Below are 15087 nucleotides of genomic sequence, written 5' to 3' on the forward strand. Positions count from 1 at the left end.
TAGCTGCGAGCTATGATCTGTGGTTTCGCGGGCGCTCAGCCCTCATCAAGTGCCGCTTTTGCGACCAATCTCACAGCCCTGACCTCGTGTTCGTCGAGTATGCGACCTTGGGGTGCCGGTCCCACGACCAGATGGCTTCATGCCTGGGGCGCCGGATATTGATCTTGGCGATAGCCGTACGCTATGGAAGTGTGCAGCTCCAGCAACTCGCCTACTTCGTCACCGTGGCAGAAACCCGGCATTTCACTCAGGCTGCCGAGCGTATGCGGGTCGCACAGCCGTCGCTGAGCAAGCAGATCAAGGCGCTGGAGACCGAGCTCGGGGCACCATTGTTCAGCCGGGCGCGGGGCAACGTGACGCTGACCCCGGCGGGTGAGGCACTGCTCCCCCTGGCCAGGCGCATGCTGGCCGACGCCGACACCGCGCGCCGCGAGGTCGGCGAGCTGGCCGGGCTGCGGCGCGGCCGGGTGCGGCTCGGGGCGACGCCGTCGCTCTGCGCGGGGCTGCTGGCCGACGCGCTGGCGAGGTTCCACCGCGACTATCCGGGCATCGAGTTGCTCGTCGAGGAGGGCGGGTCGCGCGACCTGGTGCGGGCGCTGGCCCGGGGGCAGCTCGACCTGGCGCTGATCATCCTGCCGCTCCAGGGGGACGACCCGGCCCTGGTGACCGAGGAGATCCTGCGCGAGCACCTCGTGGTGGCCTCCCCGTCACACGCCAGGGGCCGGGTGCGCAAGCCGTACATGAGGATCGACGAGTTGCGCGGGCGGCCGATGGTGATGTTCCGCCGGGGCTACGACCTGCGGGAGGCGACGCTCAGTGCGTGCCGTCAGGCGGGGTTCGAGCCGCGGTTCGCGGTCGAGGGCGGCGAGATGGACGCGGTGCTGCGCTTCGTGGAGGCGGGGCTCGGCGTGGCGGTGGTGCCGTCGATGGTGCTGGACGGGCGGCCCGGGCTGACGGGCACGCCGCTGATGCCGCCGGGGCTGCGGCGCACGGTCGCGCTGGCGCACCGCAAGGACGTGGAGCCGACGCGCGCCGCGCAGGCGTTCCGGGCGACGCTGGTGTTCTACCTGGCCGAGGCGGCCCATGAGCAGAGTCTGCCGGCGGGGGTCGAGCTCATCACGGCGGCGAAGCGCCGGTAACCGCGTCTGAGCTGCCGGGAAGCGCCCACGCTCCCAGTGGGGCGCGAGGTTGGGGTGAGATTTCCGTTTCATTGCGAATGCCGGTTATGCCCCGGTCCACGCTCTGACGTGATAGGAATCACACCCAGTGAGGGAAAGAGTGAGTGACCGCGCTCACATACCGGGGTGCCGTCACCGTAACGTATCCCCCACTAATCGCGTGTACGGAGCGCAGTGCGACCATGGGCAGAGTGACACGTGCACCCTGCACAAGGCTCCACGTGCTACCGGATGACGAGCGCGACCGCGCCTGCTGGAGGCGTCCAGATCCAGCCCGCGCGGCACCCGCTAACGACCCGGACCCTCTGGCGAGCGGGGTCCGTGGGAGGTGGAGAAGTCTCTGATGTCCCAGATGACGACCGACAACTCGGTCAGGCGACAACGAGCACAACTCAAGGTACGTACGCTGCGCACCGACCGATGGTGGCTGGCTCCGGCCTTCACCTTCGCCGCGCTGGCGTTGTTCGTTGTGTACGGTTTTTGGGCGATCTTCGACCCCAGCTACTTCGTCGAACCCTACGTCGCGCCCTTCTCGTCGCCCTGCCTGGCCACGTCCTGCCCTGAAGGCGCACGCTTCCTGGGCTTCGCCCCCTTCGGCGACTGGTTCACGTTGCCGCCCGGCATCCTCATCCTCGGGCTGCCCGCCGGCTTCCGTCTCACCTGTTACTACTACCGCAAGTCGTACTACCGGTCGTTCTGGCTCTCGCCGCCCGCGTGCGCCGTGGCCGAGCCGCACAAGAAGTACTCCGGCGAGACGCGCTTCCCGCTGATCATCCAGAACGTCCACCGCTACTTCTTCTACGGCGCCATCGTCATCGGCGCCGTGCTGAGCTACGACGCGGTCATCGCCTTCCGCGACAAGCACGGCGAGTGGGGTCACATGGGGCTCGGCACGCTGATCCTGGTGATCAACGCCGTGCTCATCGTGCTCTACACCCTGTCCTGCCACTCCTGCCGGCACATCACCGCCGGGCGGCTTAACCACTTCTCGCGCCATCCGCTGCGCTACAAGGCGTGGACCTGGGTGTCCAAGCTCAACGCCAAACACCAGCAACTGGCCTGGGTGTCGATGTTCTCCGTCATGATCGCCGACCTCTACGTGCGGCTCGTGGCCAAGGGCGTCATCACCGACATCCAATTCTTCTAAGCCGTCCACATAGGAACCCTGGATAGTCATGGAAATCGAACGCCAACAATTCGACGTAGTCGTGATCGGCGCGGGCGGCGCCGGCCTCAGAGCCGCCATCGAGGCGCGTCAGCAGGGCAAGCGCACCGCCATCCTGTGCAAGTCGCTGTTCGGCAAGGCCCACACGGTCATGGCCGAGGGCGGCGCGGCGGCCGCCATGGGCAACGTCAACAGCGACGACAACTGGAAGGTGCACTTCCGGGACACCATGCGCGGCGGCAAGTTCCTCAACAACTGGCGCATGGCCGAGCTGCACGCCAAGGAGTCACCCGACCGCGTGTGGGAGCTTGAGGCGTGGGGCGCGCTCTTCGACCGCACCAAAGACGGCAAGATCAGCCAGCGCAACTTCGGCGGCCACGAATATCCCCGTCTGGCCCATGTCGGCGACCGCACCGGCCTGGAGCTGATCCGCACCCTCCAGCAGCGCGTGGTCGCGCTCCAGCAGGAGGACGCCGAGCGCACGGGCGACCCCGAGGCCTATATCAAGGTCTTCGCGGAGTTCACCGTCACGCGGCTGCTGAAGGACGGCGACGCCATCGCGGGCGCCTTCGGCTACTGGCGGGAGAACGGCACCCTGGTCGTCTTCGAGGCCCCCGCCGTCGTGCTGGCCACCGGCGGCATCGGCAAGTCCTACGTGGTCACCTCCAACTCGTGGGAATACACCGGTGACGGGCACGCGCTGGCGCTGCTGGCCGGAGCCAAGCTCATCAACATGGAGTTCATCCAGTTCCACCCCACCGGGATGGTCTGGCCCCCGTCCGTTCGCGGGATCCTCGTCACCGAGTCGGTGCGTGGAGACGGCGGGGTGCTGCGCAACTCCGAGGGCAAGCGCTTCATGTTCGACTACATCCCCGAGGTGTTCAAGGACAAATACGCGACCACCGAGGAGGAGGGCGACCGCTGGTATACCGACCAGGCCAACAACCGGCGCCCTCCGGAGCTGCTGCCTCGCGATGAGGTGGCGCGTGCCATCAACTCCGAGGTGAAGGCCGGCCGCGGATCCCCGCAGGGCGGGGTGTTCCTCGACGTCTCGACCCGGCTGCCCGCCGCCGAGATCGTCAGGCGGCTGCCGTCGATGCACCACCAGTTCAAGGAGCTGGCCGACGTCGACATCACCAAGGAGCCCATGCAGGTCGGCCCCACCTGCCACTACATCATGGGCGGCGTCGAGGTCGAGGCCGACACCGGGGCCGCCGCCGTCCCCGGCCTGTTCGCGGCGGGTGAGGTCTCCGGCGGCATGCACGGCTCCAACCGCCTCGGCGGCAACTCGCTGTCGGACCTGCTCGTCTTCGGCCGCCGCGCCGGAGCCGGAGCCGCGGCCTACGTCGACCGCCTGGCCACCCGGCCCAAGATCTCCGACGAGGCGGTGGAGGCGGCCCGCCAGGAGGCCCTCGCGCCGCTGGAGCGCACCGGCGAGAACCCCTACGAGCTCCACCAGGAGCTCCAGCGCAGCATGAACGAGCTGGTCGGCATCATCCGGACCTCCCGCGAGGTCTCCGAGGCGCTCGGCGTGGTCGGGAAGCTCCGCGCCCGGGCCAAGAACGTCGGCGCGGCCGGCGGACGGATCTACAACCCCGGCTGGCACCTCGCCCTCGACCTGCGCAACATGCTGCTCGTGTCCGAGTGCGTCGCCCGCGCCGCCCTCATCCGCGAGGAGAGCCGGGGCGGCCACACCCGCGACGACTTCCCGGTGATGTCGCCGGACTGGCGGCGTAAGCTGCTCGTCTGCTCGGCGTCGGAGGACGGCCAGGACGTCACCGTCGAGGAGCAGGTTCAGCCGGCCATGCGCGACGACCTCATCGTGCTGTTCGACCGGGACGAGCTGAAGAAGTATCTGACCGAGGAAGAGCTGGCCGACTTCGACGCGGTGGCCAAGGAGGCGTCATGAGTTACAAGGCGAAATTCCGCGTCTGGCGCGGCGAAAGCGGCGAGGGCAAACTGGAGGACTTCACCGTCGAGGTGAACGAGGGTGAGGTCGTGCTCGACATCATCCACAGGCTCCAGGCCACCCAGGCGCCCGACCTCGCCGTCCGATGGAACTGCAAGGCCGGCAAGTGCGGCTCGTGTTCGGTCGAGATCAACGGCAAGCCGCGCCTCAGTTGCATGACCCGGATGTCGACCTTCAGCGAGGACGAGGTCATCACGGTCACGCCGATGCGCACCTTCCCCGTCATCAAGGACCTCGTCACCGACGTTTCCTTCAACTACGAGAAGGCGCGGCAGATCCCCTCCTTCACGCCGCCCAAGGACGTGAAGCCCGGGGAATACCGCATGCAGCAGATCGACGTAGAGCGGTCCCAGGAGTTCCGCAAGTGCATCGAGTGCTTCATGTGCAACAACGTCTGCCACGTCATCCGTGACCACGACGAGAACAAGCAGTCGTTCGCCGGGCCGCGTTTCCTCATGCGGATCGCCGAGCTCGACATGCACCCCTACGACGTGGCCGACCGCAAGGACATGGCGCAGGAGGACCACGGTCTCGGTTACTGCAACATCACCAAGTGCTGCACCGAGGTCTGCCCAGAGCACATCAAGATCACCGACAACGCGTTGATCCCGATGAAGGAGCGGGTCGTCGACCGCAAATACGACCCGCTGGTGTGGCTGGGTAACAAGATCTTCAAGCGCTCGTCGAGCAAGACGGGCTGAGCCTCACGTTCCAGCACGGGCCGGGATCCCGGCCCGTGGTGACATGAGTACGGCGGAGCCCGGACGTGGACTCCGCCGTACTAGGGGCGTACTACTTCTTGCCCTTCGGGTCCTTCGGGTCCTTCTTGCCGAAGCCGAAGCGGCGGCGCTTCTCCTCCACCGTGGGGTGGACCGCTGTGGTGTCGTCGTCCACCGGAGGGGCCGGGCTCTTCGCCGGCGGCTCAGTTGTGCCCACAGGCGGCTGGGGAACGGTCTGCGGGGCCGGCGGTGGCTGGACGCCCGGGAAGGTGGGGGCGGCGGTCTGCGGGGCGCCGGGGTGGACGACAGGGGTGCCGGTGGTGGCGTCGTAGGCCTGGCCGGTGGCGGGGTCGATCAGATAGCCGGTCGACGGGTCGTACATCATGCCGTGCCCCTGCCTGCCCGGATCCCCGGGATAGACGCCGGGCTGGGGATAGGCCGGGTAAGCCTGGACCGGGACGAAGCTAATGATCGGGGCATATGCCGGACCGCCCTGGTAGGCGGAGGTCGCATAACCCGGACCCGCCGGATAGGACGGATAGCCGCCCATGGGCGGAACGGGCCTGCGCGGACCCACCTTGCGGACCGCCGCGGCGTGCGCCATGCGGCGAAGATGCCCCTCGAAGATGAGCACACCGAACAACGCGAGCAACACCAGGATCAGCGCGGGGATGCCCAGCATGCGGCTGAGCCTCGTCTGGTTGTATTCCGGCGACGCCTCGCGCAATTCCATCTGCACCGACTCGTCGGACGCCTCCTCCATGCCCTGGAATGTGTCCGTTGGAGTCGTCGTCGGGGCGGCGCTCGGGTCGCCCGCCGTGGGGAACGCCAACTGCGGGGCGGAGTCCTCCGGGGTCGCGGACGGAGTCGTGACAGGCGGAGGCTGGATCTGCTGCTGCGGCGGCTGCGGGGCCGGTGCCTGCGGCGTGGCACTCGTCTGCGGCGTGGGTGCCGTGCTCGGAGCGGTCGTCCGCGGACGCTTGGGCGTGGCGGTGATGGTCTTCGTCACCGTGGCGGTCGCGGTGCCGGTCGGTTCCTCCGGGGGCTGGCCCGGGGTGCGGGTGACGGTGACGGTCTCCACGGGCTCCGGATCACCGCTGGCACCGGGGTCGCCGCTGGCGCCGGGTTCACCCCCCGGGATCTCTGACGCCTGCACCGACGCGGCGGCGAGGCTCGTGTCCCCACTCATCAGCGGCGCGGCCGCGAGCGTCACAAGACCGGCGAGGCCCAGGGACAAGGCCGCCGCCGATATGGCCCTGGATCGTGCGAGTGCCGCCACCGGTGCCCTCCGCGATATCCCCGTGGTAAGTCAGAGGAAATTCTATGCGGGCAAAAGTAACAGTAAACCCCTGTATTCACTACACCAGGCGTTTCATCGGCTGATTGTGACGTGACAACGCGAACTTTGTGCAGGTGGCTGACGCTTCGGGTCAGATCCTGGTCAATGTATGACGTCGTCGAATCACACTCTGCGCCCACAGAAGCCCGGTCAACCCGCCGACCGCCCCCACCGCGAACAACCACCCCACCACACCAGTCAACGGCCTCTCCGGCTCTGCTCTGACCTGCCTCTTCCCGATCGCGACCGCCCTCGGCCAGGGCGCCCCCAGCGGCTCCCGGCCGGACACACCGAGATCCGGCCCCGGAGTGGCCTCCGGCAACCGCACCGCGGGCTCCCCGAAACCCAACATGCCGGCCATGCCTTCGGGACTCAGCCCCGCCCCGATATCTGCCCCCGGCGGAACGGCACCCGGCACTTGTGCACCCGGAGGCAGAGCACCCGGCACCTGCGCGGCGGGAGCCGGAGCCGCCGCATTGGGTGCCGCCGCATTAGGTGGCGCCGGGTTAGGTGGCGCCGGGTTAGGTGCCACTGGCTTAGGTGCCGCTGCATTGGACGCCGCATCAGGTACGGCATGAGCCCGATCGGCCGGCCGGCTGTCTCGCGTGGCCCCGATCTCGCCTCCCGGCCTCACCCCTGCCTGGCCGCTCGCACTCCCCGCCCCCGGCGTGGACCCCACATGACCCGGCACACCCCCCGCAACACCCGGAGCGATCACCACCCCCGCCGAACCCGGCCGCACTCCCCCGCCGACCCCCGCACCGGCGGAGCCCCCGACGCCCTCGCCGCCGACCCCGAACCCGAGAGCCGCTCCAGATCCCGCCTCCCCAGCCGGCCCCACCGATCCGCCCGGCTCCCGCGCACTCCCCTGCGGACCGTTCCCCGGCGGCCCGGCCGAGGCGTCCACCGCGGTGGGCCGAGGTGCCGCGCCCACCTGCCGCTCCACACCCGGGCGAAGCCCGGCGGCCGCCTGCGGCACACGCGCCCCGCTCGCGGTCAGGTCCGCGCCGGCTCCCGCCGGATCGACCGGCTCGGAGCCCCCCGCCCGGCCACCCGAACTCGTCCCGCCGTGCACCCGGCGCGCGCCCGCAGCGCCCCCGAGGTCGCCGACGACCGGCGAGCACCACCCGGCGACACCCTCCGAGACCCTCCGCTCACGCCTCGGCACCCACGCACACCCGGGTTCCCCCGAACGGGCCTCCCGTGAAGGCACGCCGGCAGGAAGCTCACCTGCAGAAGAGCCCGTGGCGGAAGGCACCGGAGAGCCCAGCCCCGAAAAGGCCGAAGACGCCGGAGCGCCATACACAAACACCCCCGGTGTCGGCTCCGCCCCCGCGTTCGCCACGGCGTGGACCGCACCACCTCCCGAGGTGAGGGTCAGCACGCCGACGCCACACACCGATGCCAGCCGGGCGCGAGCCCACCAGTCGGTCACCACGCTTCTCCGTTCCCCCGATACGGACTCGCGTCAACAACTGTCAGTAATCGTTATGTCACCCCACGACGGGAATAACCCTCGCGGAGGAAATCTTCCACAGCCCGCACAATGGGCAGGTCGGCCGGCAACCACGGCACGCCGTACAGCTCGTCCGCCGTGAGCCAGCGAAGGTCGAGGTGCTCCTTAGCCTCCGGCACCCCCGAGACGATCTCGGCCAGCCACACCCGCATGATGTAGCCCTTGCCGAGAGGCCAGTCGCCGCCGACGCGGCGGCCGAGGCGGACGTGCACGCCGAGCTCCTCGACGCACTCGCGCACGAGCGCGTCGGCCTCGTGCTCGCCGGGGTCGACCTTGCCGCCGGGGAACTCCCACCCGCCCGCCAGCTCGGGCGGCTCGGCCCGCTGGGCGGCGAGCAGGCGTCCGTCCTCGACGATGGCGGCTCCGACCACGAGCACGTCGGTGAGCATGGAGCATCCTCCCCCGGAATTGGCGCGAGCGGCGTCTAAGCGCGCCGCTCGCGGCCGACCTTGCGCCCGATTGTGTCAGCCCTGCTGGATCCGTTTGAGCTGCTCCACAACATCGGGGTGAGCGAGCGGCCGGGTGTAGCCCATAATCTTGGCCCTATTCCTGTATGTCGTCACCTTGATGGGGCCACACAGGGTGCACCGCGCCTCAATCATTTTGCCGGGCGAGACGACCATTCCCACATGGCCGGGATTGTTTGGCCCGGTGCCCGGCCCGGCGTCGAAGAACACCAGGTCTCCCGGCTGTTCCGCACCGGCCTCAACACGTATGCCGAAAGGCCACTGCACAAAAGTCGTGCGCGGGATCGACAACCCCGCCTGCCGGTAGGCCATGTAGATGATGCCCGAGCAGTCGTAGCCGTCCGGCCCGGTGCCGCCCCAGATGTACGGCTTGCCGCGCTGAGCCAGCGCGTAGTCGAGGATCTTGCGGACCACGTCGTTCGGCGCCGCCGCCACCAGCGGGTCGTCGCAGCTCTCGTCGGCCTCGGGCGGCGTCTTGATCTGCCCGTCCTTCGCGTAACGCTTGGCGATCTCCAGCACTTGGTCGACGTACCACCAGGCCCGGTTGTAGACGAACAGGGCCCGCCGCACATTCTCCGGAGCGCCGTTGCGCTTGAGCATCTTGGCCGCGCCGAGGATCGCGTCCGCCGGGTTGTAGACGTCGGCCCACCCGTCGCCGTCGCCGTCGGAGGCGTAGCCGTTGAAGGTCGACGGAATCTTGATCTTGGACTTGCCGCCCCACGTGCTGATGAGGAACTGCATGGGACCGGCGGCCCCGGCGTAGTTCGTGCCGCTGCTCACGCCTCTCAGCGTGGAGCGCCCGTGGTCGGTCTCACGTTTGCCCACCGCGGCCAGCACATTCCACGGCACACCGATGTCCTTGCCGTGCTTGCGGTAGAGCTCCATGTAGTCCGAGGGGATGTCGGTCCCCGCCGCCTCCGACTCGTCGTCGCCGGGGTTCAGGTCGACCTCGCCGCAGTCGGGCCCGGAGGTGGTGTTGAAGAAGGAAGGCACGGTGATCATGATCATCGGGGCGACGATCACGGTCAGCAGAAGCAACCCGGCCAGGCCCACGAGGAGGGCGATGCGCACCCGGGGGGTCAATGCTCGTTGTCTCCCTCCTGGCCGTCGCCTGCGGGTTGCAGGTCGAAGACCCGCCATTCGGCGCCGACCTGGGTCAGCGTCACGGCGTATTCCTCCGCCCGGTCGGCGGGGCCGTTCTTGCTCTCGATGTTCTGCATGCTGCGCACCACGAGGATCACCGAGGTGCGGTCGACCTTGCGGATCTCCTTGAGCTTCGCGTCGGCCTTGGCCACGATCTGGTCGGCGCGGTCACGCTCGACGGTGCCCGGCGCGGTGATGGTGCGGGTGAGCAGGCCGCCCAGCTCACCCGTGGCGTAGGCGGACACGCGGCGGGCCCGCGCCACCGGGTCCTCGTCGTGCTTGTAGGTGCCGTGCTCCTCAACGAAACGTTCGGCCACATCGGCCGCGGCGGCCAGCTCCTCCTTGCTCATCGGCAGATAGGAGTAGATGTCGAACGGCGCGAGGCTTCCCGTCGGGCGGGGCACGGGCGGCAGCGCGCCCGTGCCCTCCTCACGCCTGTCGCTTTCGCCGTCGGCCTGGCTCGCACCGACGGGCTCCGCCGTGCCTCCCTCGTCGCTCGGGCCGAGCGTCAGGAAGATGCCCACCGCCGCGAGCACCGCGACCAGTCCGGCGAACGCGAGCCCCCTGCGCCCGCCACCTACCTGTGACACGTATCAGTCCCTGTCAGAGCTCGACGGGCGAAGCCAGAACGGCACCGGCGGCTCGCCGCCGCCACCGCCGCCACCACTGCGACCACTGCCGCCCTCACGCCCGGACGACGATTCGGTACGGCCGAGCCAGAGTGGCGGCGCCTCCGAACGGCGTGACCCGTTCGACCCGCCACCGGACCCGCCGGAACGGCCGCCTCCACCGGATCGGCTGGAACCGCCGCCGAACAGGCTGCCGCCGCCGGAGCCGCGCGAACCCGACGAGGAACCGGAGGATCCACCGCCGAACAACGCGCCACCGCCGCTCGTGCGCTCACCCCGAGCCCGGGGCACCCTCGCCCCGCCGGAGCCGCCAGAACCGCCGGAGCCGCGGGAACCACCCGAGGCGCGCGATCCGCCCGAGCCGCCGAACAGGCCGCCGCCGCGGCCCCCACCCCCGCCGCCTCCGCTGGAGCCGGAGGAGCCCGACCGGGGAGCGCGGGAGGAGGTGCCCGACGAGCCGCCCACGGGCGCCCATCCGCCTGCCGACCTGCCGCCGAACCACCCGCCCAGAGCGCCGCCCGACGGGCTGCCCGAGCCGCCACCGCCGCCGGGAGTGCCGACCGAGGGGCCGGACGCTCCCGCCGACCTGGCCGGGCCGGGGCGTGTGCCCGACAGGTTGAGCGGCGGCGCCGCTCCCGTGCGGGCGGGCGCCGCGCCCCGCGCGCCGAGCTTACGCTTGGCGCCGCCTGTGGCGTCGGTGTCGAGCGGGGCCGGCTGCACCCCGACGGGCACACGGGCGCCGGAAGGCGTCGTGCCCTGGGCGTCCTCGCCGCGGACCCTGCCCTGCGCCACCGCCCCTGCCGCCGCGCCCGCGCTGCCGCCCATGGCGGCGGCCTGGACGAGGGGCTCGGCCTTGCGCATGCCCCAGCGCCCGACGCGGGCCGCCGCGACGGGAGGCAGCACGTTGGCGGCGCGGCTGAGCATCGGCGACGTGGCCGCCTCACCCAGCATGCGCGTGGCGATCGAGTGGCCGTCCATCCTGGCGAACAGGTGCTGGAACGGACGCCGGTAGAAGAACACCGCGATCGTCATCAGCGCCATGAACAGCAGCTGCATGCCCCACGACAGGGCCGTCGACATGATCAGCATGTAGCCGTAGACGAGCACACTGAGCACCAGCGCCAGCACCGCCTGCCGGAGCAGTGTGCCGATCAGCATCTCGATCCAGCGCATCGCGATGATGCGCCCGGTTCCCGGATGCACACCGATGAGCAGGAAGATCGGCCCGAGCACCAGCAGTAGCAGGAATCCGATCTTGAGTACGAGCAGCGTCACCGCCACCAGGAAGATCAGGAGTCCCGCGACCATCGCGGCCATGAAGGCGCCGATGGAGATGCCGAGCCGGCTGGTCCAGTCCTTGCCCTGGAAGATGAAGAAGGCCGGCGTGTCCCGCAGCTTGCTGGCGACCTCGTCCTCGTAGCGGGCCTGGTGGGCACTGCTGTTGGGACTCTGCTGCCCTTGCTCCTGCCGGTCGATGGCCTGGGCGTCGAGCACCCGGTGGCCGAACTCCTGCACCAGTCTGGAGTCGGAGTCGGCGGTGCCGAGCAACCCGGCGAGCCACGGCTTGGCCACCAGGGTGCACCACAACGCGTCGGCGTTCTGCTCGACGGCCGACGTGCCGGCTTTGCCGTATCCCTCGGTGGGCTCCTTGCCCCCCTTCAGGGGCATGCAGGCGGTGCCGCTCGCGCCGGGCAGGTTGGCGAAGGCCGAGTTGATGACCTCGCCGGTCTTGTCAGTGACGACCTTGCCCATGCCGGTGAAGTCGCCGGGCCGGCTGAGGAACCACACCGCCACCGTCACCGCGAGCACCATCCACACGACACCCTCGGTCGTTGTGGTGGCGCGTTTGCGGATCAGGCCGTACCACGCCAGCCAGACCGCGCCGAGGATGATGACGGGCCGGAGATACGGCCAATACAACGCCGAGGCGAGGTTGGTGATGACACCGTCAACCATGTCCTTGATGGACTGGAGCGGCCCTTCGGTGGTGGCCGCCTGATAGGTCGTGATGGTGAGCCGGTCGATGGCCTTGGCGCCCTCGAAGATGGCGTTGGCCCACGAGTTGCCGATCACGGCGGCTATGTCGCTGCACCCTAGCTCGTAGGTGTGCCAGAACATGCCGCTCATGCCGTACCGCTCGTAGTTGGTCGCGGGTTCCGGCACGGGCAGGTTGCCACCGACTGTGCCGGTGCCCGTGTTGGCGGGTAGCCCCTCACCGGCCACCCGCACTCTGGATTCGTCGGGCAGCGGTGGACGGATCAGACCGTCCATGCTGTTGCCCACGACCTCTGGAGCGAGCTCAGGGGAAAGATCACATGGTCCGGCGGCTGCGGGCGTCGATCCGAGGATCAACGGCAGCGCCAGAACGCCGACAAATGCCACGAGTATGAGAGCGATGCGCTTGCGGAGTCGTCCGCGTTTGCGCCGCCGTCCCTGCGGAGGGACCGTCATTACCGCACCTCCTGCGCCGCCGACCCCGTCCTACCCACACCCCTGTGAAGATCATGCCCGCTGTCGCTGGGTTTGTCGTGCGTCGGGTTCGTGTCGAGCCAATCGAGCAGCTCAGGCGATATGAGATCTACGCCAATTCGGCCAGCTCTGCCGTCCAGATCCCTAAATATGCACTCGCCGTTACCCAGGGAACGGAGCACCGCTTTGTGCTCCTCCGAGGCATCGACACCGAGCAGCGACATCACGTGGTCGACCTCGACACGCTCGGTCGACCGGAACGCGAACACCGATGACAGACAGTTCGTCACCTGCTCGTTGAGCAGGTCCCCCGCGTTCTGTGACACAAGCACCAGCGCGGTGTTCCGCGAACGGCCCATCCGGCTGACCTCCGGGACGAGCTTCGCCCCCTCAGGGGTGGAAGTGATCGCCCACGCCTCGTCCAGGAAGATCGCCTTCGGCGCCCTCCGGTCGAGGCCGTTCATGAGTCGCCGCGCGAACTGCGAGACGAGATAGAGCAGCGCCACCGAAAGCCGCTGCTCGTATGAATAGTCGTCGCGCCCCGTCGACACGTCGGGCAGCGTGAGCCCGCCGAGCGTGAACACCGTCGTCCACCCCTCGGTGTCGATCTGGTCGCCGCCCGAGGCGTCGAAGCAGAGCCGGGCGAGATGCATCTCCGACATCGAACGCAGCACCGCGCCGAGGTTCTTCGACGCGGGATCCTCGGTCTGCTCCAGGTGGTCGACCACCTTGCCGAGCGACGGGTCGGTGCCGTTGGACACGGCGGCCACCGCCTGGATCATGGCCGACTCGCGCTCCTCCGACATGCGCGGCAGCAGCAGGCGGAGTGTCTCGGTGGCCATCGTCTTCTTCGTCGCGATGTCGTCACCGAAGGAGAACGGGTCTAGCAACCCCGGCGCGGCCGACCCCAGCGGGATGATGCGCGCCCTGCGGTTCCGGCTCTGCAAGAGCTTGACCAGGGACTCCGCGTCGCCCTTCGGGTCGATCACCGCGATCGTGACGCCGCGCATGGCCATTTGGTACATCAGCAGCAGCGCCAGCGTCGTCTTGCCGCCGCCGGGCTCGCCGGTGATCGCGATGGCGGTCGGCCGGTTGCGCGCCGCCGCCACCAGCGGGTCGAAGTGCACGATGCTGCGGGCACGCCCCAGGGTCTCCCCGATGTACGGCCCGAGCCAGCCCGAGCCGCCGTCCTCGGTGCGGTCGCCGAGGTCCACCGTGGCCGTCGACATGCCGCCGGCGATCGTGCGGAGCGGCTGGCGCTGCGCGTAGGCGTTGACGCGCAGCCCCTCGCCCGGCAGCGCCTCGCAGAACAGCGAGAACTGGTCGCCGGTCGAGTTCACGATGTCGATGCCGATGTCGCGGTAGTGCTCCACCACGGCCTCGACCCGCTGGATGCAGATCTCCTCCGTGGGCGCGGTCACGCTCAGCCGATGCCAGCCGTACACGAACGGCAGGCGCTCCTTGGTGATGCCGTGCTCGAGCATGCGGGCCGCGTCGATCTGCTCGGCCAGCGCGATCGGGGCCTCGGCCCCGGCCTCGCGGATGTGGATGTCCATGTCGCGGGCGTGGGCGAGTTTGCGTGCGACGTCCTTGCTGGCCTTCACCGGGGGGATCAGGCGCATCCGCGAGGACAGCTCGACCGGGAAGGGGAGCTGGTCGGCGAAGTGCACCCAGGGTTCGCCGTCGGGGAACGGCATCAGGTCGGGGAAACGCGCGAACGACATGTGCGCCACGAAGGAGTCACCCGCCGGCTGCTCGATCTTGAGCAGCGACCTGCCGTTGTGGATCGTGCCCTCGACCAGGGTCTCGATCTCGCCCTTGCCCCACCGGCGCTTCGGGCTCGCCGACGACGGCGGATCGCTGAGCGAACCGGTGGCGGCGTGCTGGAACAACCAGGCGATCTCATTGGAGGTCGCGTGGCGTGCGTATAGCGCGCTCCCCGCCAGTGCGCGGCCGAGGCGCTCCGCGTGCTCGGTCCAGCGGCTGATCTCGCTGTCCGGCACGTGGTCGTCCTCGATGCCGAGGGCCTTCTCGCTGCGCTGGTAGAAGCCAAACAACTGCGACAACACGCCGTTGCCGAGCTGGGCTCTCGCGCCGCGCGGGCCTAGGCGCACGCCGAGGTAGACCTCCTTGCTCCAGAAGTCCTTCGCCCAGACGTGGCTGTACATCTCCTCCAGGTAGTCGCGCCAGCCCGCCCCCTCGTCGGAGGTCGCGTTGAGCGCGAGCGCCCAGTCGGCCGCCGGGTAGGTGCGGTGCGCCACCCGCAGGTGCACCTCCGCGTCCGTCATGCGGATCGCGGCGAGCGCGATCGTCACATTGGTGGCGAGGGCCTCTCTCTCCTCCGGGGTGACAAACTCATAGCTGACCGTGGGAAGTCTGAAATATGCCCATGCTGCGGAGTCGGTGAGGAGAACACGGTCGTCGAAGTACCGCACCGCCAGACGACTCCGCGCCCGCGACGCCCTGCTCACCGAGAATTCACCGTGTCTCCCG

The 15087-nt window shown here is 69.3% G+C and carries 11 protein-coding genes; 5 read left to right on the top strand and 6 right to left on the bottom strand.

Going from position 1 to position 15087, the window contains the following annotated elements:
* The first annotated feature begins 191 nt into the window (after positions 1-191).
* From Ssi02_RS16440 to Ssi02_RS16455, 4 genes are all read left to right on the top strand, one after another.
* Entirely contained in the window at positions 192-1139 is a 948-nt protein-coding gene (locus Ssi02_RS16440) for a LysR family transcriptional regulator (RefSeq protein ID WP_204026643.1), read from the top strand.
* 382 nt (positions 1140-1521) lie between these two features.
* Positions 1522-2325, top strand: a complete 804-nt coding sequence (sdhC, locus tag Ssi02_RS16445; protein WP_204026391.1) for a succinate dehydrogenase subunit SdhC — start codon at positions 1522-1524, stop codon at positions 2323-2325.
* A 28-nt stretch (positions 2326-2353) separates the two neighbouring features.
* Positions 2354-4252 carry a fumarate reductase/succinate dehydrogenase flavoprotein subunit gene (locus Ssi02_RS16450; RefSeq protein ID WP_204026393.1) on the top strand — a complete coding sequence of 633 codons (1899 nt, stop codon included), beginning with the start codon at positions 2354-2356 and terminating at the stop codon, positions 4250-4252.
* Positions 4249-5013 carry a succinate dehydrogenase/fumarate reductase iron-sulfur subunit gene (locus Ssi02_RS16455; RefSeq protein WP_204026395.1) on the top strand — a complete coding sequence of 255 codons (765 nt, stop codon included), beginning with the start codon at positions 4249-4251 and terminating at the stop codon, positions 5011-5013. The genes Ssi02_RS16450 and Ssi02_RS16455 overlap by 4 nt, the downstream gene beginning before the upstream one ends.
* A 91-nt stretch (positions 5014-5104) precedes the next feature.
* Here the strand turns inward: Ssi02_RS16455 and Ssi02_RS16460 are convergent, their stop codons facing one another.
* Complete coding sequence (locus tag Ssi02_RS16460) at positions 5105-6310, bottom strand: hypothetical protein (RefSeq protein ID WP_204026397.1); 1206 nt, start codon at positions 6308-6310, stop codon at positions 5105-5107.
* A 739-nt stretch (positions 6311-7049) separates the two neighbouring features.
* On the opposite strand from Ssi02_RS16460, the gene Ssi02_RS16465 reads away from it, so the two are divergent.
* Positions 7050-7577: a hypothetical protein gene (locus Ssi02_RS16465; protein WP_204026398.1), complete on the top strand. Its 528-nt coding sequence runs from the start codon at positions 7050-7052 to the stop codon at positions 7575-7577.
* Positions 7578-7858: 281 nt separating this feature from the next.
* Here the strand turns inward: Ssi02_RS16465 and Ssi02_RS16470 are convergent, their stop codons facing one another.
* The 5 genes from Ssi02_RS16470 to Ssi02_RS16490 form a co-directional block, all read right to left on the bottom strand.
* The gene (locus Ssi02_RS16470; protein ID WP_204026399.1) at positions 7859-8275 is read right to left on the bottom strand and encodes a (deoxy)nucleoside triphosphate pyrophosphohydrolase; all 417 of its coding nucleotides are present in this window, start codon (positions 8273-8275) and stop codon (positions 7859-7861) included.
* Between the two features lie 75 nt (positions 8276-8350).
* Entirely contained in the window at positions 8351-9436 is a 1086-nt protein-coding gene (locus tag Ssi02_RS16475) for a C40 family peptidase (protein ID WP_239128961.1), read from the bottom strand.
* Positions 9433-10086 (bottom strand): hypothetical protein, encoded by a 654-nt coding sequence (locus Ssi02_RS16480; RefSeq protein WP_204026401.1) that lies wholly within the window; start codon positions 10084-10086, stop codon positions 9433-9435. Before Ssi02_RS16480 ends, Ssi02_RS16475 begins: the two co-directional genes overlap by 4 nt.
* 3 nt (positions 10087-10089) lie before the next feature.
* Positions 10090-12576: a type IV secretion system protein gene (locus Ssi02_RS39310; RefSeq protein ID WP_204026402.1), complete on the bottom strand. Its 2487-nt coding sequence runs from the start codon at positions 12574-12576 to the stop codon at positions 10090-10092.
* The gene (locus Ssi02_RS16490) at positions 12576-15065 is read right to left on the bottom strand and encodes an ATP-binding protein (RefSeq protein WP_204026403.1); all 2490 of its coding nucleotides are present in this window, start codon (positions 15063-15065) and stop codon (positions 12576-12578) included. The genes Ssi02_RS39310 and Ssi02_RS16490 overlap by 1 nt, the downstream gene beginning before the upstream one ends.
* Positions 15066-15087: the final 22 nt, after the last annotated feature.

It is taken from the genome of Sinosporangium siamense (assembly GCF_016863435.1).
In the GTDB taxonomy this organism is placed as follows: domain Bacteria; phylum Actinomycetota; class Actinomycetes; order Streptosporangiales; family Streptosporangiaceae; genus Sinosporangium; species Sinosporangium siamense.